Raw genomic sequence first — 20,912 nt, 5'->3', positions numbered from 1 at the left:
TCGAGAAGTCCGGAGCCGGGAGCCGGGAAGATTACTGTGCCGAGGCGGCGGGTGGGGGGACTGATTCGCCCGCTTCCTCGTGCTGGACGGCGGCGTCCACCGCCTCGGGGGGCATGGCCATGCGTACGGCGGTGTAGAAGATGGCGAGGCTGAAGACGATCACGATGACCAGGTCCCACCAGTCGGGGAGCGCGCGGGTGCCGCCGTAGCGGCCGTAGTGGCCGATGAGGATCATGCCGCCGAGCCAGGGCCACACCCAGGCGGCCGATTGTGCGCGCAGTCCGCTGCGTTCGGCGGCGGGGATGCCGCGGCGGGTGAGCGCCAGGACGATGAAGCCGAGCAGGGCCGCGATACCGAGCTTCCAGTCCGCCTCGTAGCCGGACCAGTAGAAGATCAGGTTGGCGAAGACGAAGCCGGCGGGGGCCAGTACGGGCCCGGCAGGGAGCCGGTAGGGGCGGTTCCGGCCGCCGTCCTGTACGCGGAGGGCGTGCAGGGCCACCGGGGCGAAGGCATACATGATCGCCGCCGCCGAAGTGACCACGCTCACCAGCGCCTGCCAGCTGGGGAACGGCAGGAACGCGATCTCGCCGACCACGAAGGCGAGGAGGATCGAGACGACGGGCACCCGGCTGCGCCCGACCTGGGTGAGGGGCCGGGGCAGGACCCGCTCGCGTCCCATGGCGTAGGACAGCCGCGCGGCGCCGGCCATGTAGACCAGGCCGGTGCCCGCCGGGGAGATGACGGCGTCGACGTAGAGGATGGTCGCCAGCCAGCCGGCCCCGACGACGGTGGCGAGCGTGGCGTAGGGGCCGAAGTTGCCCTTGCCCACGGGGTTGTCCCAGCCGTGGGTCACGGCGTCCGGGTTCAGGGCGGCGATGAAGGCGATCTGCAGCAGGAGGTAGAGCGCGGTACCGACCGCCATGGCCACGATCACCGCGCGGGAGACGTCGCGCTGCGGGTCGCGCGCCTCACCGGCCAGCTGGATGGCCTGTTCGAAGCCCAGCAGCGCGAACACCACACCGGCGGGCAGGGCGGCGAAGACCCCGTGCGCGCCGTGCGGGGCGAAGCCGCCGCCCGCGGTGAAGTTCGAGCCGTGGAAGGACAGGGTCATCAAGACCACTACGGTCAGCAGCGGTACGGCCGTCTTCACCACCGCGGTGACTGAGTTGATCCCGGACAGCAGGCGTACGCCGAGGACGTTGATGAGCGTGAAGATCAGCATGAAGACGCTGGCGATCAGCACGCCGGCCGCGGTGAGGGTGCCGTTGGGGTGCAGGACGTGGACCCGGTCGTGGACCCAGCCGATGCGGTCCAGGTACGAGAGCGTGGCCTCGACCTCGATCGGTGAGATCAGAACCGAGCGCAGCCAGGACATCCAGCCCGCGGTGAAGCCGACCAGGGGGCCGAAGGCGAAGAAGGGGAACCGGGCGGTGCCGCCCGCGATCGGGTAGGTGGCGCCCAGTTCCGCGTGGGCCAGCGCGAGCACGGCGAGCATCGTGGACGCGAGCACCCAGGAGATCAGTGATGCCGGTCCGGCGATGACGGCGGTGGTCAGGGCGCCGAGCAGCCAGCCGGAGCCGATGATCGATCCCAGGGAGATGAACATCAGCCCCCAGAACCCGACCGCCCGGTGGAGGTGATGGGTTCCGGTGGCGCTCTCACTCCCCGCTGCGGATGGCCTGGTCACGCGCGCTCCTGGTTCACGGGACCATCTTGGTCCCGGTAGGCGGACCAGGTGGGTATACGCGTTGCGTGTCGGCGTTCGCACCGAGAGTGAGTGGGTGGGTGCGTGGGTGGCGGTGGCCGTGTCGACGGGCGTGGCCCCGGCCGTGACGCTTCCGGCGGTGCCCAGGCGCCGGTTGCCGCCGGTGGCCGGTGGCTAGTGGCTGCCCGACGGGCGGGCGACGGGGTGTGAGGAGCCGTTGCGGGGTGGTGGGTGGGCGTGGAAGAGGGTGGCGTACAGGCCGTGGTCGGCGAGGAGCTGGGTGTGCTGCCCCGACTCCACCAGGCGTCCCTCGTCCAGGACCAGGATGCGGTCGGCGTCCGTGGCGAGGTCCAGGTCGTGGGTGATCACGAGGGTGGTGCGGCCTTCGGCGAGGCGCCGCAGCGGGCCGAGGATGCGCTGGGTGGCCAGGGCGTCCAGGCCGGTGGTGGGCTCGTCGAGGATGAGCACGGGGGCGTTGCGCAGCATGGCGCGGGCGATCGCGATGCGCTGCAGCTGGCCGCCGGAGAGCCGGGAGGTGCCGGGGGCGATGACGGTGTCGTAGCCGTCGGGGAGGGCGGAGATGAACCCGTCGGCGTCGGCGGCCCGGGCGGCGTCGACGACGTCGTGGTGCGTCACGTCGTCGCGTCCGCAGGCGATGTTCTCTTCCACCGTGTCGTGCAGGACGAGGGTGTCCTGGGGCAGCAGGGTGATGTTCCGGCGGAGCCGGTCGAGCGGCAGCCGGTTCACGGGGATGCCGTCCAGCCGGACGCTGCCGGTGTCCGGGTCGTAGAACCTCAGCAGCAGGGCGGCCAGGGTCGACTTGCCCGCGCCGCTGGGGCCCGTGATCACCACCAGTTCCCCGGGTACCGCGGTGAAGGAGAAGTCGCGGAGTACGTCCTCCTTGCCGCCGGGGTAGCGGAAGCCGACCCGGCACACCTCCACCGCGCCGACGGCGCGCGCCGGTGCCGGCACGACAACCGCGGGGTCGGGGTCGGTGACGGAGGGTGGGGCGTCGAGGATTTCCAGCAGGCGCTCGGCGCCGGCGGTCGCTTCGGTGACCGTCAGACCTAGCTGGCCGATGTCGCGGATCGGCGGGTAGAGGTAGCCGACGAATGCGGCGAACGCCAGGAGCTGCCCCAGCGACATCCGTCCCGCGGATATCTCCCACGCGCCCAGGCCGATGATCGCCAGGACACAGAGCGTTTCCAGGACCTCGACCAGCTGCCCGTACAGCGCGTTGAGCCGGGCGCTGGTCACCGAGGCCCGCAGCCAGCTGCGCGCCTCGCGGCGGAGCCGTTCCTGTTCGTCCCGCTGCCGGTTGTAGGCCTGGGTGAGGACGACGTTGACCAGCCCTTCCTCGACCACCGAGGTGATGGCGCCGTCCGCCGCCCGTTCCCGGCGGGACACCTCCTTGACCCGGCCGGTGAAGCGGGTGGTGGCGAGCCAGAACAGCGGGGCCAGGGCGAAGGTGGCGAGCGCCAGGTCCCAGCGCAGCAAGAGCGCGGCTCCGGCGTAGAAGATGATGCCGAACACGGCGGTGGCCACCTGGACGAGGCCGGAGACCACGAGTTGTTCGATGGCGTCGACATCGCCGGTCAGCCGCTCGACCAGGTCGCCGCGGCGGTTGCGCTGGAAGAAGTGCGGCGGCAGCGTCTGGAGATGGGCGAAGATGCGGGCGCGTAGCCGCATCACGAAGCGTTCCGCCGTCCAGGCCGCGAGTGAGCCGCCGAGGTACCCGACGATCGCGCCGGCGACGGCGACGCCGAGCCACAGCCCGGCAGGTTGCCAGAAGGCGCTGACCGAGCCCTTCTGCAGGGCGTTGTCGGTGAGTTCGGCGAAGAGCAGGATGGCCACGGTCTCCGCGAGCGCGGCGACGATGGCACTCAGGATGACCAGGGCGATCCAGCGCCGGTCGCCCCGGGTCAGCGGCCAGAAGCGCCGTACCGCTTCCTTGAAGCCCACCCGTCTGGTGCGGATGGAGGTGTCCGCGACGAGCGCGCGGAACACCCGGTCCATGGCGGGGTCCGGGTCCGGGTGCGACCGGGCCCGCGCACCGCTGACGGGTTCGCTGGTCTTGGTGGAGGAGGTGGATGGGGTGGATTGGGTGGAGTGGTCGCCGGCATCGTGCGGCAGTGCCGAATTCTCCTCAACGGGCCCTGATTCCGCGCCTCGTCGGGGCGATGCTGCGGGGCGCTCTCCGCGCCGGCGTGAGCTACGCAGGTTCATGATCGCTACGTCATCTCGTCGCTGGTGGGGTAGTTGAGCGGAACCACGAGGCACCGCCCCCTAAAATGACGAGGCAAACTCGCGCCTTACGCGAGCCTGCCTCGAACTCAGAGGTGTGCGTCAGTAGCGGTAGCCGAAGTAACCGCGCCCGCGGCCCCGGCGGAACCGCCTGCGGCGCCTGCGGCGGTCGTGGTCGTGGTCGTGCCAGTCGTCATGGTCGCGACGCCTTCTGGGGAAGACCTTGCGGAAGCTCATACTCGCCTCCTCCTTGGGTTTTCTCGTTGTCGGACCGTTACCGGCTCCGACAACTCCCAAGCTACGACGCGCAACTGTCTCCAACAAGGCGAAATGCGTGAAAATTCAGACATAAGCCGATTTTCTTATTAAACGTGGCTGAGGGTGGCGAGGGATCACTCTCCGGATGCCATGCGTCGGGACGGAAGCGGCGCGCAGACGGCGACACCGGCGGGGTAGTGGCGGGCGGCGGTGGGCGGTGACGGGGCAGCGACAGGCAGCGGCGACGAAGGGATCAGAGGCGGTCCGGGGCGACGGGTGAGAGCCGGTAGGCGTCGCCCTCGGCGATGACGCGGCCTGCCGTGGGCGGCGGGAAGTGGCTGCCCAGGAGCAGGGTGTCGGTACCGGCGAGCGAGGCGAGGAGGCTGCGGCGGGTCCTGGCGGCCTGTGCGGGGTCGACGTCCGCGCAGCTGCAGATGTCCGGGCGCGGCAGCTGGACCGGGTGGTGGATGCAGTCGCCGGTGATCAGGGCCGTCCGCCCGGCGCTGCGCAGCTCCACGGCGAACTGGCCGGGCGTGTGTCCGGGGGTGGGCAGGAGGCGGACGCCGGGAGCGACCGTGGCGCCTTCGCCGGGCACCTCGACCAGGTCGAGCAGCCCGGCATCGCGGACCGGGTGGACGGAGTCCCGGAACATCTGGCGGCGCGCGTCGTCCAGGTCCTGGCCCGACCAGTGGTCCCACTCCGTACGTGCCGTCAGATAGCGGGCGCGGGGGAAGGTGGGGACCCAATCACCCCTGTCGGCACGGGTGTTCCAGCCGACGTGATCGGTGTGCAGATGGGTGAGGAGGACCAGGTCCACCGCATCCGGGGCGAAGCCGGCCGCCGTCAGACGCGGGAGGTAGTCACTGTCCAGATGGTCCCAGGCGGGGTTGGTCCGGGCTTTGCCGTTGCCGATTCCGGTGTCGACGAGCAGGCGCAGCCCCTGCGTCTCTATCGCGAAACTGTGCGTGGCCAGGCGGAGGGTGCCGTCGTGGTCGGTGAAATCCTGCTGCAGCCACGGCGCTTGAGCCACTACGTCCGGGGTGGCGTCGGGCAGCAGCCACCGACCGGTCGGTGCGGGGAGCGCGGTCTCGTCGATGCGGCGGACGGTGATCTCGCCCACCGTCCAGGCGGGGGCCGCGTCACTGACGGCAGGCATGAGGTGTCCTCTCCCGAACCAAAGGCAATTCCTTTGCGTTAAGTCCACGCTATCGCGGCCGCGGCGCTAACGCAAACAGATTGCTTTTATGTGGACCCGTGCGGCTCCGAGCCCTTAAGGTGGAGCCATGAGCCCCAGGCCGATGACCCGCCCCGGGGGACGCAGTGCCCGCGTCCAGGAATCGGTGCACGCAGCCGTGCGCGCCCTCGAAGCCGAAGAGGGCCGTGCGGCGCTGACGGTCCCCCTCGTCGCCGCTCGCGCCGGGGTCACGCCGTCGACGATCTACCGCCGGTGGGGAGACCTCCAGGAGCTGCTGTCCGACGTGGCCGTCGAGCGCCTGCGCCCGGAGGCGCCGCCCGCCGATCACGGAGCGCTGCGCACGGACCTGGAGGCATGGGCCGAACAATTCCTGGAGGAGATGGCCTCGCCCCCGGGACGGGCCTACCTCCGCGACGCGCTCGCCGGCGATCCGGACGGCAGCCATGCGGGCCAGTGCTCGGCCTACGCCGCCGAGCAGGTGGACGTCATCCTCGCCCGCGCCGCCGAGCGCGGCGAGCCGGCCCCGGACACCGAACTCGTGATGGACCACATCGTCGCCCCCATGATGTACCGGCTGGTCTTCCGGCCGGGCCCGACCGACGCGGCGTATGCGCGCGGCCTCGTGGAGGCCACCCTCTCCGGGCTGATGCCACGGCACTGACCCCGTTTCGTCGTGCCCGGGCTCCGGTGAGGCACGGGGCGCCCGCCGTGCCGCACCCGAGGGCACGGCCCATGAGCCCCGCGTGAGGCCTTCGCCCACACGTCACGCTCCGCGGCGCGGAAGGGATCAGCCAGCGCATGCCGCTCGCCGAAGCCCTGTCCCCGGCCATGCTGCTGGTGGTGCTGGTGTGTGCCGTGAGGCGGCCGTTCCGCACCACGAGGTCAACGGGGTGCCACCACGGACGCGGGGGCTCCCCTGCCTAGGCGGCCCGGCTACCGGTGGTTGGGGGCATGGGGCCGGGCCCGGTGGCCCGTAGCCCCTCGATGAGCAGACGCAGTCCGAAGGTGAAGTGGGCAGCGAAGTCTGGGCTGGTGAACACCGGGAGCACGGGGGCGAGATGGGGGTACTGCGCCGACGTCACCGCGGCGCGCAGCCGGTCGGGGTCCGCCGGGCCGTCGCCTGCGATCTGGAGGGCGGCCTGCTCCTCCAGGGTGTGGCCGAGGGTGAAGTGGACGACCGCGAGGGCGGCGCGGGCGGCGTCGTCGGGGGCGAAGTCCGCTTCCCGCAGCACACCGATGAGGGTGTCGGCGAAGCCGAGGGTGTGGCTGCCGGTGGAGTGCGTACCGGCGTAGACGCGGGCCCCGTCCCGGCGGCCGAGGAGCGCCGCGCGCATCCGGTGGGCCAGTTCGCCCAGGCACTCGCTCCAGTCCGCCGACGGGAGCGGCCGTTCGAGGCAGTCGGCCAGCAGCGCTTCGGCCATGGCGGTCAGCAGCTCGTGCTTGGTCGCGAAGTAGCGGTACAGCGCACCGGCCCGTACGTCCATGGCCTCGGCCAGCCGCCGCATGGTGAGTGCGTCGAGCCCGACCTCGTCCAGCAGTGCCAGGGCGACTTCGACGGTGCGCGCCTGGTCGAGTTTCGGGGGGCGGCCCCGGGGCGTGACAGCGGCACGGGCGGCGGGCGAGCTGGGGGTTGACGCGGCACTCATGGGCCTCACTATAGTGAACATCGTTCACGTGAACACTGTTCACTAAATTTGGGCACCTCGACCGGAGGTCAGTCATGCATGCCGCCAGGGATCTCGCCGCCCGTACCCACGCCGACACCGACACCGACACCGACACCGATGTGATCGTGGTGGGTGCGGGGCCGACCGGGCTGCTGCTCGGTGCCGAACTGGCGCTGGGCGGCGTACGGGTGCAGATCCTCGAACGGCGGGCCACGGCACAGCGGGATTCGCGGGCACTGACACTGCATCCGCGCAGTATCGAGCTGATGGACCAACGGGGCCTGGTGGAACGGTTCCTGGCCCATGGGCGCCGGGTGCCGGGGTGGCACTTCGCGGGGCTGGGCACCCGGCTGGACTTCAGCGCGCTGGACACCCGGCACGGCTACACCCTGTTCCTCGCCCAGGCCCGCACCGAACAGCTGCTGGCGGAGCGCGCGAGCGAACTCGACGTGCCGGTCCGGCGCGGGTACGAGGTGGTCGGACTGCGTCGGAGCGGCGGTGGCAACGGTGCGGGCGGCGGCGGCAAGGCTGCAGGCGGTCGCAACGGTGCGAGCGGCGGAGCCCGCGGAGGCGGAGGCGGGGAACCGGACAAGGCCGGCGTGGAGGTGGACGAGAACGGCGTGGAGGTGGACGTCCGCGCCCCCGACGGGGCCCTGGAGACCGTACGCGCACGGTATGTGGTCGGGTGCGACGGCGGGCGGAGCGTGGTGCGGCGGGCCGCCGGGATCGGGTTTCCCGGCACCGACGAGACGCTGAGCGGAGCGCTGGGGGACTTCGCGACCGTCGACCCGGCAGCCCTCGACCGCGCGCGGGCCCATGGCGTACTGGCCGTACCGCTGGAGCCGGAACCCCTGGCCGGGCCCGGCCCCGAGGGCGGGCGGGAGGGAGGCGGCGCCACCCGGATCGTCCTCCTGGATCCCCAGCGGATGCGGACCCCGTCCGCCGCACCCCTGACCCTCGACGAGTTCCGGGCCTCCCTGCGACGGATCTGCGGAACCGACTGCGGGGTGGCGCGGCCCCGCTGGCTGTCGCGGTTCGGCAACGCCACCCGCCTCGCGTCCTCTTACCGTGCCGGGCGCGTCCTGCTGGCCGGCGATGCCGCCCATATCCACTTCCCGGCGGCCGGCCAGGGTCTCAACACCGGGCTCCAGGACGCGATGAACCTGGGCTGGAAGCTCGCGGCCGAGATCAACGGCTGGGCCCCGCCCGGCCTGCTCGACAGCTACCACGCCGAGCGGCACCCGGTCGGACAGGCGGTCACGGAGAACACCGAGGTCCAGACGCTGCTGGCGGAGCTGACGCTGCTCCCGCCGTATCAGCGGCCGGCCGCCTCACTGCGTGGGCTGCTGACCGAACTCCTGGGCATCGAGGAGGTCAACCGCCGCCTGGCCGGACGGATTTCCGCGCTCGACACCGCTTATCCCCCCGCCGGCACGGACGCCGACCCGCTGGCGGGACGACGAATGCCTGACATCGCGCTGACGGCGACCGGCACGGAGGCGCTACACCTCTACGCACTCCTCCCGCACGGCCGGTTCGTCCTGCTCGACCTCGCGGGGGACCCGGAGATACGGCAGTCCGTCGCGACCGCTTGGGGCAAGCGGGTGACCGCACTCAGCGTCACCGAGCACGAATCCCGCACCGACCTGGACGGGGTGCGCGAGATCCTGGTCCGCCCCGACGGCCATATCGCCTGGGCCACCCGCAGCACGGACGTACAGACCCGCCGCACCGACCGCTTCCGCGCGCTGACCAGCTGGGCCGGCCGCCCCGTGGGGAGCTGAGCGGGGTGCCGTCAGCCGGCGAACCCCGGGGAGACGAGGCCGGGGCGGACGAGACCGGACTGGACGAGTCCGGGGTGGATAAGGCCAGGGTGGATACGGCCGGGGTGGACGAAGCCGGGGTACACGGGGCTTCCCGGGTGGAGGGGGCTCCCTTGAATGACGGTGCTGCCCGGGTGGAGGGGGCTCCCCGGGTTGAGGGGGCTCCCCTGACGCAGGGAGTTCCCCGGACGTACGGAGCTTCCCGGATTCCCCGGGCGCGACCGGTGCTCGGTGTTCACCCGGTGTGCAGGGTTCACCCGGTGCGGAGGGCTCACTCGGTGCCCGGCATTCACTGAGTGCCCGGCGTTCACCCGGTGCTTGGCACTCGCCGGGTGCCCCGCGTTCATGCGACGCTTGTCGCTCACCGGGTGCCCGGGGTTCACCCGGTGCTTGGCGCTCATCGGATGCGCGGCATTCACCGGATCCACGGGACGCTCCGTGTCGGCAGGCTGGTCCGCGCTGTCGGAGTTCCCGGGGCCGTCGGAGGTGCCGGAGTCGTCGGCGTTGCCGGGCCCATCCGAGTCCCCTGGGCCATCCGAGTTCCCCGGACCGTCCGAGTTTCCGGGGCCGTCCGAGTTTCCAGGACCGTCCGCATCCTCCGGGCCGCCCGACGACGCCGGGCCGTCCGAGTCGCCCGGGCCATCCGAACGCCCCACTTCATCCGCGCGCCCCGGGTCATCCGAATGCCCCGGGTCATCCGAACGCGCCTGGCCGTCCGAGTCGCCCGGGTCATCCGCACGCGTGGTATCCCGGTCCTCCGGATACCGCGGGCCGTTCGCGCTCAGCCGCAGGCTCCCGAACCGTGCGTTGAGCCAGGATCCGGCGCGCACCGTGGTCACCACGGAGCCGGTGCAGTCGCGACCGTTGTAGAGGACCAGGTCGGTGGGGGTGTCGTTGTCCACCTCGCCGTAGCCTTCGCCCACTCCGTAGCAGTGGTCGTCGCCGGGGTCCTCGATCCGGTACATCCGGTTGCCCTGCCGGATGTGGTACGTGATGACGCCGGAGACGGCCTCGGCATCGGTGGGGCCGAACGCGGCGGACGCCCCCGTGAAGGCCACAGCGCCAAGCAAAGCGATCATGCGTCGCACAGTCGGAACTCCTCGTCAGCCATGGGCAGCGGTCCGGCCCTCGGTCACACCCGTCCGGGATTTCGCCATGTGGGGTTCCCGATGACATATCGGGATATTCACCTCGGACGGGATATTCACCAGCCAGCAGGAGCCCGCGGCGGGCATTGCGGGTCCTTGGGGCCGCTGTTCGAGGGACGGCAACGGACGCCGCCCGGCGTCCGTGACCGGCGTCCGTGGCCGCCGTCCGTGGCCGGTGTCCGTGGGCCGGTGTCCGTGGGCCGGTGTCCGTGCTGTGGCCGACCTCCGGGGGGCCGGTCCGCCCGGACCAGCCGGCCCCGTCCAGACCGCCCGGTCCGCCCGGTCCACCCGGTCCACCCGGCCCCCCGGTCTGCCTACCCCACCCCCGCGACCGACGCCCTGAAGAGCCGGGCCGCCGACATCCCCAGCCCGGTCGGCGCCGCCAGCCTCCCCGGCGATCCCATGGGATGACGCAGCTCGGCCTCGGTGTAGCGCAGGCAGCCCCGGTGCCAGGTGAGGATGCCGGCCAGCCAGTTCTCCAGCTCGTGGACGTAGCCGTCGAGGGCCTTGCGGGCCTCGGGCGAGAGGTCGAAGTCATCGCAGACGACCGGGAGTTCATGGGCCGCGACATGCTGGAACTCGCGCATACGCGAGGTCATGAGGTCATTGATGATGTGCAGCGCGGTCGGGTAGTCGCAGTCGAAGAAGTTCTGGACGACCAGGATGCCGTTGTGGATCTCGCCCTCGTACTCGATCTCCTTCTGGTAGGAGAAGACATCGTTCAGCAGACAGGCGTAGTCGGCCGCGGCGTTCTGCAGGGAGCACAGGGTGCGGGTGCGGTAGATCTCCGGCGGGATCTGCCGGTCGTGGCCGATGCGGCTCAGGCTCATGGTGAGGTCGGAACCGAAGGTCGCACGGCGCATCTCGATGTAGTCGACGGGGTCGGGGATGCGGTGGTGGAGCTGGTTGTCGAGCTCCCAGAGCCAGCTGGCCGTCATCGCGTCGACGGCTGCACGGAACACCCGGCGCGCCTCGGGGGCCATCGGCCCCGCCGTACGTGTCCACAGGTCGGCCAGCCCGCGTTCCATCGCGTTGACCGGCTCGGGCACGGCGGCCGACGCGTCGAGCGGCATCAAGGCCGACAGCCGCTCGGTGCACACCTTGGCCGAGGCGATGTCGCGGGTCCGGCCGAAGACCTGGGGGTAGTAGTCGTCGGCGTAGGTGCCCCAGGCCAGCCAGGCGGCGTCCAGGTCCAGTTGTTCCGGAGTGGCGTCCGGGTGGAGGCCGGCCGCGCACAGCGCCAGGTCGTAGCGGACCATGGCGGGCTCGTCCCAGATGTCGGACAACGGCACCCCGGGCTGCGGGCCGAGGATACCCATCCGGTGCGCCCATGCGACGACGCGGCGGCGGGCGCCCTCCAGATGCGGGCTGAGGGTGGTGGTGAAGGGCATGTAGAGGTCGGGGATGCGCGAGGGGCCGACCTTCTGGTGCGGGACATGGGTGGAGCTGCGCAGACGGCGCGCACCGGCCGCGGCCGACGCCGTCCTCAGGTCCGCCGCCGAGGTGCCGAATCCGCCCGGGGAGAAGGGCGACCAGGGGCGCGAGGTGCCGGCCGCGGAGCCACCTCCGTTCATATAGCGGCTGGAGCGCATATGCCATTCGTGGCCGCCCGACTGCCAGTCCTGGAGCCCCTTGGCGTACGCCAGCACATCCGCGCAGGACCGGGGGTCCAGCCCCTCTTCCAGGAAGAGCGCGGGGAGTTCGGTGACCACGGTGTTCTCGAACTGCTGCAGCCGCGAGGTGATCAGGTCGTTGACGGCGTCCGCGGCCTCCTGGGTGGTGCAGTTCAAGAAGGTCTCCAGCACCAGGACGCCATTGCTCAGCTCGCCCTCCTCCTCCGTCTCCCGCTGGTAGGAGAAGAGGTCGTTGCGCAGATGCACCCCGTCGGAGAAGGAGTCGCGCAGCACCCGCAGCGGACGGGTGCCCGCGACGGCCGCGGGCACCTCGGCGCCGGTCGCATACTCCACCAGGCCCGCCGACCAGGGCGCGCCACCGACCTTGCGGCGCATCTCGATGTATTCGACGGGGTTGGGCACCCGGTGAATGTTGATGTTGGACAGTTCCCACAGCGACTCATTGAGCAGATGCTCGGTGCTCTCGGCGAACCGCTTCCGCCACGCCATGGACATGTGCGGCACCGTGCGCGCCCACAGATCGGCGAGCCCCGCCTCGACGGGGTTGGCCGGTTCGGGAACGGCCGCGGTCAGCTCCATCGGCATGAAGGCGGGCAGCCGGTCGAGGTACTTCTTGCCGCCCTCCCGGTCGAGCGTCCGCTTGAACTTCTCCAGGAAGTGGTCGTCGAAGAAGAAGACCCAGACGTACCAGTCGGTCACCAGTGAGAGCGCGTCCGCGTCGCAGTCCGGGTGGGTGTAGGAACACAGCAGGGCATAGTCGTGGGCGTCGAGATCCTTCTCCTCCCAGATGTTCGAGCCCTCCAGCATCCCCATGTCGCGGGCCCACTTCTTGGAGTGCGTACGCGCCGTCTCCAGATGCGGGTTCAGCCGCGCCGGGTAGGGCGTATAGAAGTCAGGCAGTTCGAATGGCTGTGTCACCGTTGCCGGCCTCTCCCCATACGTACGGAAGGAAGGCGCGGGGAACCACGCCCTCCGGACGGAGCAGCGCTACCCCAGGGGTCAACGCGTTAGGCCTTACGGAGGAAGAGCTTCCGCCACCGGTTCACTTCGGTTCGGTGCCCTCCGAACGGGGGTTACTTCTCGCCGACTTCTGCCACTTTCCTTTCACCGGCGCCGCTTTCACCGGCGCCGCTTTCACCGGCGCTGTTTTCACCGACGCCGCTTTCGTGGGTGCCTGGTGCGTAGGCGCCTCGTTCGTCGGCGCCTCGTTCGTCGGCGTCGGGGCGCCGGCCCCTTGCGGCCGTGCGCAGGGCGAGCTGTGCCAGCGCCTCCGGGGCGCCGGCCTGGCCGCGAATGCCGGGGAAGGCATTGATGTCCACGATGAGGGGCGCGCCACCGCCGGCGTCCAGAACGTCCACCCCGTAGACGTCCAGACCGAAGACCTCGCCGGCCCGGAGCGCGGCGCCGGTCCAGCTCTCGGGCAGCTCACCGACCGGCAGCGGCAACGTCGGCCCACGGCCGTCCGGGGACAGCTCCGACCGGCGCAATCCGGCGAAGAGCTGCCCGTCGACCACCCACAGCTTGTGGTCCCAGCCGCTGTTCGCGGTGAACTCCTGGACCACCACCGGCTCATCGGGCCAGTCGGTCGCCAGCTCCCGCAGTCGTACGGCGCCGTCGGCACGGGCCACGAGGTCATGGCGCCGGCTGAACCGGCTCTTGATCACCAGGGGCCCGTCCGGTTCGCCGGCCGCGACCAGCTCCCCGACCGTGGCCACTGCGGCGGTACCGGCGAACGGCAGCCCGGCCGCGCGAGCCACCGCCGCCATCTCGACCCGGTCCTGGCATCGCGCGGTCGCCGCCGCGGAGTTGAGCACCGGGACACCGTGCTCCTCCAGGAGGGCGGCGAGCGCCAGCGCCCGGGGCGTACGTGCCTTGAGGAGATAGACATCGGCGAGCGACGACAGAGCGGGCGAGGCAGCGAGGACCGGATCCGGGCCCTGCCCCTCGCCGCCCGGATCCAGCCATACGACCTGGTGCTCCGGGGTCAGCAGCTCGGTGACCGCGGCCAGCAGCGGATGTCCGGGATCCCCGGTGACCAGCCCGATCCTCACCGGCCACCACCGATCGAGGCCGCGGGCCGGCTGGGGCGGGGCACGGGCGGAGCGGTGAACGGGGGCGTCGCGGGGGCCGCACCCGGCCTCGCCACGGCACCCGGCTTCACCTCGGCAGGTCCCGGCGTCGCCGGCCCGGCCCCCTGCCCCGCCCTCCCATGACGGGCGAGGTCCAGGATCGCGGCGGACACCCGGGCGACCGCGTCCGGTACCTGACGGAAGCTCGGGAAGTCATTGATGTCCACGACCACCGGGCCGTCCGGCCCGAGCAGAATGTCGACCCCGTACAGATCGAGGCCGAACACCGTGCCGATCTCGGCGGTGATCCGGGCGATGTCGGGGGTGAGCGGTACCTGACGTTCGCGTACGGCATGCGCGGGATGCAGCGGAGAACACCGCTCGGTCGCGTACAGCTCACCCGCGACGCTGTACACCTTCAGATCCGTACCGGAGTTGGGCACATAGGGCTGGGCGATAAGCAGTCCCCCGCCCGGCGCGCCCACGTCCCCGGCGCCGGCCGTCTCCACGGGATCCAGCAGCCGGTCCGGCGTCGCCACCAGCCGCACGGCACGCCCGGAACTGCCGTCAGCGGGCTTCACCACGAGAGGGAACTCCACCTCGGGGATCTCCGCGAACTCCTCCGGGCGGGCCGCCGCATACGTCACCGGGACGGGCAGCCCGCTGCGGCGGGCGATCACCGCGGCCAGCGCCTTGTCCCGTACGCCGCGGATCGCCCGGACATCGTTCACCGTCGTCAGCCCGACGGAGGCGGCGGCTTCCAGCAGCGTCAGCCCCGGACCGCCGGAGACGGTCTTGAGGACCCAGGCGTCATGGCTGCCGGCCTCGATCGCCTCGGATATGGGGATGAGCGAGCGGCCGGGCCACACCACGTCCACCTGGTGTCCCCAGGAGCCGAGTTGGCGGATGACGTCCAACGGCATGCCGTCGTGGCGGTACTGCTCCTCCACCAGGAAGCAGAGTCTCATCGGGGCACCCTCATCATCGCCGCACGTCCGTCCACCGTCCGTCCGGCAGAACCATGACGTACCAGGATCCCATGCGGATTCCGGCAAGGACCGCGGACCCACGCACCCGGCTCCGGCCCGCATTCCGACGAGGCGGCACCACCTCGAACGCCAACCCGGCTCGTACGGCCCCCTCCTGGCCCGCTCCGCCCCGTAGCCCGCCCTCTCATCTCACCCGCCTGTCCGCTCCCCCTCGCCCGCCTGTCCACCCTCCCGCCTCCCCGCCCCGCCCCCCGCTACCGTGAGGCGACCACGACGGAGAGGACCGGCACGGACCGGTTCGGACCAGCGCGGACTGAACGCACCAGCACGATTCGGGAGCCCCAGTGACCACCAAAGCCGCGCCCTTCGACGACCTCGACCGCAAGATTGTTGCGGCGTTGATCGACAACGGCCGGGCGAGCTTTGCGGAGATCGGTGCGGCGATCGGGCTGTCGTCCACCGCGGTGAAGCGGCGGGTGGACCGGATGCGGGAGAACAACGTGATCACGGGGTTCACCGCTACCGTCCGGCCGGCCGCCCTGGGCTGGCTGACCGAGGCGTATGTCGAGGTGTACTGCGACGGCGCGGCGCCGCCCCGGCGGCTTGCGGAGGTGGTGCGCAACCATCCGGAGATCGCCGCGGCGATGACCGTGACCGGTGGCGCCGATGCGCTGCTGCACGTACGGGCCAAGGATGTCGAGCACTTCGAGGGGGTGCTCGAACGGATCAGGGCCGAGCCGTTCATCCGCAAGACGATCAGTTACATGGTGCTGTCCCACCTCCTGCCGGACAGCCCGGAGGCGGGCGCCAGCCAGTCCCCGGGCGGCTCCACGCCCTGACGGGGGGCGGGCGCGGGGCCGGGGCGCGGGGGCAGCGCGGGGCCGGCACGGGGGCGGACGCATACGGAGCAGGTACGCGCGCTAAGCGACGTGCGCATGAATCCGGCTTCCGCCCCCATGACCACGCAGGATTCCTGCGCTGATGAGCAGCATTTGTTTCTTGTGACCCGAATCCGTCGCTCCTTACCGTGGAAGTACTCGGGGTGACCCTCGGTGACGTCCGGTCGCCCCGCATTGCCACGCAGCGCCCCGCAAGCCCCGTAAGAAGCGAAGGGAACGTCCCGTGCCGAAGAGTCGTGTGTCGCGCCCCCGGCGCTATCTGGTCTGCGAGCCCAGACACTTCGATGTGCGTTACGCGATCAATCCGTGGATGAGTGCGGACATCCCGGTGGACACCGCCCTCGCGGGGCGCCAGTGGGAGGCGCTGATGAGCGCCTACCGCGACCACGGGCACACGGTGGAGACCGTGCCCCCGGTGGCCACGCTGCCCGACATGGTGTTCGCGGCGAATTCCGCGCTCGTCGTGGGCGGCCGGGTCTTCGGCTCGTCCTTCCATGCGCCGCAGCGGCGGCCGGAGTCCGTGGAGTACGAGACCTGGTTCAAGGCGGCCGGGTACGACGTCTACCGGCCCGAGTCGCCGTGCGAGGGCGAGGGCGATCTCATCCCGGCCGGACGCTACATCCTGGCGGGTACGGGCTTTCGCACCACGCCGGCCGCGCATCGCGAGGTCCAGGAGTTCTTCGGCGTACCGACCATCGGCCTGCAGCTGGTGGACCCGTACTTCTACCACCTGGACACCGCGCTGTTCGTCCTGGAGGAGACGGCGGAGACGGGCGAGGCGCATGTCGCCTACTACCCCGGGGCGTTCTCGACCGGCAGCCGTGAAGTGCTGCGCCGGCTCTTCCCCGATGCGGTGCTCGCCACCCGGGACGACGCCCTCGCCTTCGGCCTCAACTCCGTCTCCGACGGCCGCCATGTCTTCGTCGCCCCGCAGGCGACCGGCCTGATCGACCAGCTCAGCGCGCACGGTTATGTCCCCGTCCCCGTCGACCTCTCGGAGTTCCACAAGGCCGGCGGCGGCATCAAGTGCTGCACACAGGAGATTCGCTGATGACCGCTCCCACCCGTACCGCCCGCGTGCACGCTCCCCGTTCGTCCGCGGAGCTGATCCAGGCCGAGGGCCCGGTCCTCGCGCACAATTACCACCCGCTGCCCGTGGTGGTCGCGCGCGCCGAAGGGGTCTGGGTCGAGGACGTCGAGGGACGCCGCTACCTCGACATGCTGGCCGGCTACTCGGCGCTCAACTTCGGCCACCGCCACCCGGCCCTGATCGAGGCCGCGCACCGCCAGCTCGACCAACTCACCCTCACCTCCCGCGCGTTCCACAACGACCGGCTCGCCGGTTTCGCCGAAGGCCTCGCCGAGCTGACCGGGCAGGACATGGTCCTGCCGATGAACACCGGCGCCGAGGCGGTGGAGAGCGGCATCAAGGTCGCGCGCAAGTGGGCGTACGACGTCAAGGGCGTCCCGGCGGACCGGGCGACGATCGTGGTGGCCGGCGGCAACTTCCACGGCCGGACGACCACCATCGTCGGCTTCTCCGACGACGACACGGCCCGCGTCGGCTTCGGGCCCTTCGCCCCCGGCTTCCGCACCGTCCCCTACAACGATCTCGCCGCGCTCGAAGCGGCCGTGGACGAGACGACGGCCGCCGTGCTGATCGAGCCCATCCAGGGCGAGGCGGGCGTCGTGATCCCCGACGACGGCTATCTCACCGGCGTACGCGACCTGACCCGGCGGGCCGGGTGCCTGTTCATCGCCGACGAGATCCAGTCCGGGCTGGGCCGCACGGGCACCACGCTGGCCGTCGAGCACGAGTCCGTGGTGCCGGACGTACTGCTGCTCGGCAAGGCGCTGGGCGGCGGCATCGTCCCGGTCTCCGCGGTCGTCGCCCGCCGCGACGTGCTCGGTGTGCTGGGCCCCGGCCAGCACGGTTCGACCTTCGGCGGCAACCCCCTGTCGGCGGCGGTCGGTTCGGCCGTCGTCGAGCTGCTTGCCACCGGAGAGTTCCAGCGCCGCGCCGCCGAACTGGGCGACCGGCTGCGCAGCGGTCTGGCCGCGCTGACCGGCAAGGGCGTGACCGGCTTCCGCGCCCGCGGCCTGTGGGCCGGGGTCGACATCGACCCCGCGCTCGGCACCGGCCGGGAGATCAGCGAACGCCTGCTCAAGGAAGGCGTCCTGGTCAAGGACACCCATGGCTCGACGATCCGGCTGGCCCCGCCGCTGACCATCACCGGTGAGGAACTGGACGCCGCGCTGGGGAGCCTGGAGCGGGCGCTGGCCTGACCCCCGTCGGAAGGCCGACGCGGCCGCAGCTCGGGTGAGCTGCGGCCGCGTCGTGTCCGCGTGGTGCCCCGGAAGGAGCCGTGCCCTCCAGAGGGAGCCGCCGTCTCCTGGAACCGGAGGGAGCCGTCGTCCCCTTAGGCCGTCGTCCCCTTAGAAGGAGCCGTTGCGGTTGATCATCTCCAGGCAGGCCTTGTGCGAGCTGCCCTGGAAACGGACACAGAGCGTGCTGCCGCTCGGCTGCAGCCCCGGGACGGTGTGGCCGACGATCTGGCCACCGGACCGCCTCGCCTTGAAGGAGTAGCTGCTCCCGCCGTCCGTGGTGGTGAGGTAGACGGTCGCGGACTGCCGGCTCTTGGACGGGTTGGTCCAGGAGGCGGTGACAGTGCCGGGGTTGGGCGTCCCGTCCCTGCCGTCGGTCTTGATGCAGATCTGCGGCCCCGACCAGTCGTGGGTGCAGGAGGATGCGGCGGCGTGCGCGGCCGGGGTGGTGGCAACGGCGCTCAGCGCGATCGTTCCGGCGACGGTCAGCCCACGGAGCAGCTTCGAACGGGTCATGTGTGGGGGGAATCCTCTCCTCGATGTACCGGCAGAAGACACAACGGCCCCGCCACGAATGGGGCGTGGCAGGGACCGCGGTCGCATGGTTGATCTTAGTCGGATTCCTCGAACTCACGTGCCGTCAGAGGGGTTACCCACCGCGGCTGTGACGAGATCAGTACGGGTCGCGGCGCCGGGCCGGGCCGCCCTGACCCCGCCCTGACCCCGCCCTGACCCCAACCGGACAGCGCCGGCCGGGGACCGCTACCCCGGGCGGCTTCCGCCGGCTTCCGGTGGTCGCAGCGCCCACCCCACCCCTCCACGCTAACCACTCAACAGCAAGTGACCGGTTGACCCCTCGCGGCCTAACCCCTAAAGTTGATTTGAATGGTTATAGCGACGGGGTCGAAGCCGTCCTCGTCGCCGTCCGCCACCGCACATGCGCCCCGCGCACCTCTCCCAACCTCCCGGAGGCTCACGCCATGACCGCCATCGTTCTCGTCCACGGCCTGTGGGCCGACGGCTCCGCCTGGAGCGAGACCCTCACCGCACTGCGTGCACTGGGTCATGAGCCGGTCGCCGTCCAACTCCCCGTGGAATCAATGGAAGGCGACATCGCCGCCGTACGCCGGGTCCTGTCCACCGTCGACGGGCCGGTACTCCTGGTGGGCTGGTCCTACGGCGGTGCTGTGATCACCAACGCGGCCCTTGGCCAGGACCACGTCAAGGCCCTGGCCTATATCGCCGCTTTCGCCCCCGACCAGGGCGAGTCGGTCAGGGACATCGTGCAGCGCCACCCCGGCAGCGCGCTCCCCGAGCACCTCAGGGTCACCGACGACGGGTACTCGTACATCGACCGGCCGGCATACGGGGAGGTCGTGGCCGCCGACGCCCCCGCCGAACGCACCACGCTCGCCGCGGCCGTACAGAAGTTCCCGCGTCTGGGCATCGACGCCGCCCCGTCCGGCACCCCGGCCTGGCGCGAGAAGCCCTCGCACTACCTGGTCGCCACGCAGGACCGCGCACTGCCCGCCGCCACCCAGCGCGAACTGGCCGACCGCATGGGCGCGCAGACCACCGAATGGGACACCGGCCACGGCCCCATGTACGCCCACCCCCAGGACCTGGCCGACTACCTGCACACCCTCGCCAAGGGCCTGTGACACGCCCCGGCCCGTGACACGCCCCGCCCCGCGACACGCCCCGTCCCGTTCCGTGAAACGGTCAACAGGGAGCCGCGCCCTCCCGCACACACGGCACACCCTCCGGCCCCCGCACGGGACGGCCGGCGGCAGCCCCTCGCCGAACGGCGCTCAGGCCTCGCGCGCCTTCGCGTAGTGACGGGAAGCCTTCGCGCGGTTGCCGCAGGCCGCCATCGAGCACCAGCGGCGGGTACCGTTCCGCGAGGTGTCGAAGAAGTGCAGGATGCATGCCTCGTGCGCGCAGCCGCGGATCCGGTCCGGGGCAGTGCGCAGCAGATCCAGGTAGTCACGGGCCGCCATCCAGGCCGCACCCCAGGAAGGATTCTCGAACTCCGCCACCTCGCCGGGGCCCTCGGGAGTCAGGGTGGCGCGGATCCGGCCATGGTCGAGTACGGCGTTGACACCCTCGATACCGGCCGTGCCGCCGGGGGCGCCGACGGCGGCGGCGAGGGCCTCGCGGGCGGACAGGACATGCTCCAGTGCGGCGGCGTCCGCGGGAAAGCGGCGGTCGAGACCGTTGCTCGCGAGCCAGATGTGCAGCCCTTCGGGGCCGGTGAGCAGATCCTGGCGTACGCCGTCGGCCATCCAGCGGGTGTTCAGCAGATCCAGCGAGACGGGCTCACCGGTCAGGGGACGGGGGTCGAGTGCGGTCATCCCTGCCTCCTTCTGACGTCCGTGTCCCCGTGGGGCTAACCACTCAAGAGTACGTAATAGGTTGCCTGCCACCTCACTAACCATTAACGTTAATTTTACCAGTTAGATCGGCGGATCGATCGATCCGCCGGAGAGGGGTCTGCCATGACGGCGACCAGCACACTCCGGCCCGGCCACGTCGGCCTGAACGTCACCGACCTCAAGCGCTCACTCGCCTTCTACGGGGAGGTGCTCGGATTCGACGTGCTCGGCGAGGGCCACGATGACGGCCGGCGCTTCGCCTTCCTGGGGCAGCACGGACAACTCACGCTCACGCTGTGGCAGCAGGCGGACGGCGCCTACGCCCCGGGCCTGGCCGGGCTGCACCACCTGGCGTGGGAGGCCGGGACGGTCGACGAGGTGAAGGCGTTCGAGGCCCGGCTCCGCGAGCGGGGCCTCGACTTCGCGTACGACGGCTTCGTCGCCCACGGCGAGGGCACCCCCTCCGGCGGGATCTTCTTCCACGATCCGGACGGCACGCGGCTGGAAATCTGCGTACCCTCCGGCGCGGAAGGCGCGCCCACCCCGGTGGCGGCTGCACCGGCCTGCGGATTCTTCTGAGG

The 20,912-nt window shown here is 71.2% G+C and carries 18 protein-coding genes and 1 pseudogene; 8 read left to right on the top strand and 11 right to left on the bottom strand.

Going from position 1 to position 20,912, the window contains the following annotated elements; genetic code table 11:
* Positions 1 to 31: 31 nt before the first annotated feature.
* The 4 genes from CFW40_RS18960 to CFW40_RS18950 all read right to left on the bottom strand — a co-directional run bounded on the left by CFW40_RS18960 (position 32) and on the right by CFW40_RS18950 (position 5,363).
* On the bottom strand, positions 32 to 1,687 hold the full coding sequence (locus CFW40_RS18960; protein ID WP_088799015.1) for an APC family permease: 1,656 nt from the start codon (positions 1,685 to 1,687) through the stop codon (positions 32 to 34).
* A gap of 192 nt (positions 1,688 to 1,879) precedes the next feature.
* Positions 1,880 to 3,721, bottom strand: coding sequence for an ABC transporter ATP-binding protein (locus tag CFW40_RS18955; RefSeq protein WP_088799014.1), 1,842 nt, complete (start codon positions 3,719 to 3,721; stop codon positions 1,880 to 1,882).
* Positions 3,722 to 4,051: 330 nt separating this feature from the next.
* Positions 4,052 to 4,186, bottom strand: a complete 135-nt coding sequence (locus CFW40_RS38145) for a hypothetical protein (RefSeq protein ID WP_256331396.1) — start codon at positions 4,184 to 4,186, stop codon at positions 4,052 to 4,054.
* Between the two features lie 274 nt (positions 4,187 to 4,460).
* A complete protein-coding gene (locus tag CFW40_RS18950; protein ID WP_088799013.1) occupies positions 4,461 to 5,363 on the bottom strand; it encodes an MBL fold metallo-hydrolase in 903 nt (300 codons plus the stop codon).
* A 127-nt stretch (positions 5,364 to 5,490) separates the two neighbouring features.
* Here CFW40_RS18950 and CFW40_RS18945 point away from each other — a divergent pair, with 127 nt between their 5' ends.
* Entirely contained in the window at positions 5,491 to 6,063 is a 573-nt protein-coding gene (locus CFW40_RS18945) for a TetR/AcrR family transcriptional regulator (protein ID WP_088799012.1), read from the top strand.
* A 259-nt stretch (positions 6,064 to 6,322) separates the two neighbouring features.
* Here CFW40_RS18945 and CFW40_RS18940 read toward each other — a convergent pair whose 3' ends face one another.
* The gene (locus CFW40_RS18940) at positions 6,323 to 7,048 is read right to left on the bottom strand and encodes a TetR/AcrR family transcriptional regulator (RefSeq protein ID WP_088799011.1); all 726 of its coding nucleotides are present in this window, start codon (positions 7,046 to 7,048) and stop codon (positions 6,323 to 6,325) included.
* Between the two features lie 74 nt (positions 7,049 to 7,122).
* Between CFW40_RS18940 and CFW40_RS18930 the strand changes: the two genes are divergently transcribed.
* Entirely contained in the window at positions 7,123 to 8,853 is a 1,731-nt protein-coding gene (locus CFW40_RS18930; RefSeq protein ID WP_256331397.1) for an FAD-dependent monooxygenase, read from the top strand.
* A gap of 11 nt (positions 8,854 to 8,864) precedes the next feature.
* Here the strand turns inward: CFW40_RS18930 and CFW40_RS37155 are convergent, their stop codons facing one another.
* Entirely contained in the window at positions 8,865 to 9,971 is a 1,107-nt protein-coding gene (locus CFW40_RS37155; protein WP_176956456.1) for a hypothetical protein, read from the bottom strand.
* A 383-nt stretch (positions 9,972 to 10,354) separates the two neighbouring features.
* A complete protein-coding gene (locus tag CFW40_RS18920) occupies positions 10,355 to 12,592 on the bottom strand; it encodes a family 2 encapsulin nanocompartment cargo protein terpene cyclase (RefSeq protein WP_088799009.1) in 2,238 nt (745 codons plus the stop codon).
* Between CFW40_RS18920 and CFW40_RS38955 the strand changes: the two are divergent.
* Positions 12,580 to 12,834, top strand: a pseudogene (locus CFW40_RS38955) (hypothetical protein); the annotation flags it as partial. The gene CFW40_RS18920 and the pseudogene CFW40_RS38955 sit on opposite strands and share 13 nt — an antisense overlap.
* On the opposite strand, the gene CFW40_RS18915 reads toward CFW40_RS38955, so the two are convergent.
* Together CFW40_RS18915 and CFW40_RS18910 are read right to left on the bottom strand one after the other, a co-directional pair.
* A complete protein-coding gene (locus CFW40_RS18915; protein ID WP_256331398.1) occupies positions 12,748 to 13,725 on the bottom strand; it encodes a RimK family alpha-L-glutamate ligase in 978 nt (325 codons plus the stop codon). The pseudogene CFW40_RS38955 and the gene CFW40_RS18915 overlap by 87 nt on opposite strands.
* Complete coding sequence (locus tag CFW40_RS18910) at positions 13,722 to 14,711, bottom strand: RimK family alpha-L-glutamate ligase (protein WP_088799008.1); 990 nt, start codon at positions 14,709 to 14,711, stop codon at positions 13,722 to 13,724. The genes CFW40_RS18915 and CFW40_RS18910 overlap by 4 nt, the downstream gene beginning before the upstream one ends.
* A 365-nt stretch (positions 14,712 to 15,076) precedes the next feature.
* Between CFW40_RS18910 and CFW40_RS18905 the strand changes: the two genes are divergently transcribed.
* From CFW40_RS18905 to rocD, 3 genes are all read left to right on the top strand, one after another.
* Positions 15,077 to 15,571: an Lrp/AsnC family transcriptional regulator gene (locus tag CFW40_RS18905; protein ID WP_088799007.1), complete on the top strand. Its 495-nt coding sequence runs from the start codon at positions 15,077 to 15,079 to the stop codon at positions 15,569 to 15,571.
* A 283-nt stretch (positions 15,572 to 15,854) separates the two neighbouring features.
* Positions 15,855 to 16,682, top strand: a complete 828-nt coding sequence (gene ddaH, locus CFW40_RS18900; protein ID WP_088799006.1) for a dimethylargininase — start codon at positions 15,855 to 15,857, stop codon at positions 16,680 to 16,682.
* Positions 16,682 to 17,917, top strand: coding sequence for an ornithine--oxo-acid transaminase (gene rocD, locus CFW40_RS18895; RefSeq protein ID WP_088799005.1), 1,236 nt, complete (start codon positions 16,682 to 16,684; stop codon positions 17,915 to 17,917). Before ddaH ends, rocD begins: the two co-directional genes overlap by 1 nt.
* A 150-nt stretch (positions 17,918 to 18,067) precedes the next feature.
* On the opposite strand, the gene CFW40_RS18890 is transcribed toward rocD, so the two are convergent.
* On the bottom strand, positions 18,068 to 18,472 hold the full coding sequence (locus CFW40_RS18890) for a hypothetical protein (RefSeq protein WP_088799004.1): 405 nt from the start codon (positions 18,470 to 18,472) through the stop codon (positions 18,068 to 18,070).
* Between the two features lie 464 nt (positions 18,473 to 18,936).
* Here CFW40_RS18890 and CFW40_RS18885 point away from each other — a divergent pair, with 464 nt between their 5' ends.
* Complete coding sequence (locus tag CFW40_RS18885) at positions 18,937 to 19,617, top strand: alpha/beta fold hydrolase (RefSeq protein WP_088799003.1); 681 nt, start codon at positions 18,937 to 18,939, stop codon at positions 19,615 to 19,617.
* Positions 19,618 to 19,767: 150 nt separating this feature from the next.
* Here CFW40_RS18885 and CFW40_RS18880 read toward each other — a convergent pair whose 3' ends face one another.
* Positions 19,768 to 20,310, bottom strand: a complete 543-nt coding sequence (locus CFW40_RS18880) for a CGNR zinc finger domain-containing protein (RefSeq protein WP_088799002.1) — start codon at positions 20,308 to 20,310, stop codon at positions 19,768 to 19,770.
* A 144-nt stretch (positions 20,311 to 20,454) separates the two neighbouring features.
* Here CFW40_RS18880 and CFW40_RS18875 point away from each other — a divergent pair, with 144 nt between their 5' ends.
* Positions 20,455 to 20,910 (top strand): VOC family protein, encoded by a 456-nt coding sequence (locus CFW40_RS18875; protein WP_088799001.1) that lies wholly within the window; start codon positions 20,455 to 20,457, stop codon positions 20,908 to 20,910.
* Positions 20,911 to 20,912: the final 2 nt, after the last annotated feature.

The organism is Streptomyces sp. 2114.4 (assembly GCF_900187385.1).
GTDB classification, from domain to species: Bacteria; Actinomycetota; Actinomycetes; order Streptomycetales; family Streptomycetaceae; genus Streptomyces; species Streptomyces mooreae.
This window is presented reverse-complemented; position numbering and strand designations above follow the sequence as displayed.

What these genes read in the sequence shown, in the direction of transcription:
- CFW40_RS18955 (WP_088799014.1), bottom strand. Translation starts at nt 3,721, where the DNA reads ATGGACCGGGTGTTCCGCGCGCTCGTCGCGGACACCTCCATCCGCACC.
- CFW40_RS38145 (WP_256331396.1), bottom strand. Translation starts at nt 4,186, where the DNA reads ATGAGCTTCCGCAAGGTCTTCCCCAGAAGGCGTCGCGACCATGACGAC.
- CFW40_RS18950 (WP_088799013.1), bottom strand. Translation starts at nt 5,363, where the DNA reads ATGCCTGCCGTCAGTGACGCGGCCCCCGCCTGGACGGTGGGCGAGATC.
- CFW40_RS18945 (WP_088799012.1), top strand. Translation starts at nt 5,491, where the DNA reads ATGAGCCCCAGGCCGATGACCCGCCCCGGGGGACGCAGTGCCCGCGTC.
- CFW40_RS18940 (WP_088799011.1), bottom strand. Translation starts at nt 7,048, where the DNA reads ATGAGTGCCGCGTCAACCCCCAGCTCGCCCGCCGCCCGTGCCGCTGTC.
- CFW40_RS18930 (WP_256331397.1), top strand. Translation starts at nt 7,123, where the DNA reads ATGCATGCCGCCAGGGATCTCGCCGCCCGTACCCACGCCGACACCGAC.
- CFW40_RS37155 (WP_176956456.1), bottom strand. Translation starts at nt 9,971, where the DNA reads ATGATCGCTTTGCTTGGCGCTGTGGCCTTCACGGGGGCGTCCGCCGCG.
- CFW40_RS18910 (WP_088799008.1), bottom strand. Translation starts at nt 14,711, where the DNA reads ATGAGACTCTGCTTCCTGGTGGAGGAGCAGTACCGCCACGACGGCATG.
- rocD (WP_088799005.1), top strand. Translation starts at nt 16,682, where the DNA reads ATGACCGCTCCCACCCGTACCGCCCGCGTGCACGCTCCCCGTTCGTCC.
- CFW40_RS18890 (WP_088799004.1), bottom strand. Translation starts at nt 18,472, where the DNA reads ATGACCCGTTCGAAGCTGCTCCGTGGGCTGACCGTCGCCGGAACGATC.
- CFW40_RS18885 (WP_088799003.1), top strand. Translation starts at nt 18,937, where the DNA reads ATGACCGCCATCGTTCTCGTCCACGGCCTGTGGGCCGACGGCTCCGCC.
- CFW40_RS18880 (WP_088799002.1), bottom strand. Translation starts at nt 20,310, where the DNA reads ATGACCGCACTCGACCCCCGTCCCCTGACCGGTGAGCCCGTCTCGCTG.
- CFW40_RS18875 (WP_088799001.1), top strand. Translation starts at nt 20,455, where the DNA reads ATGACGGCGACCAGCACACTCCGGCCCGGCCACGTCGGCCTGAACGTC.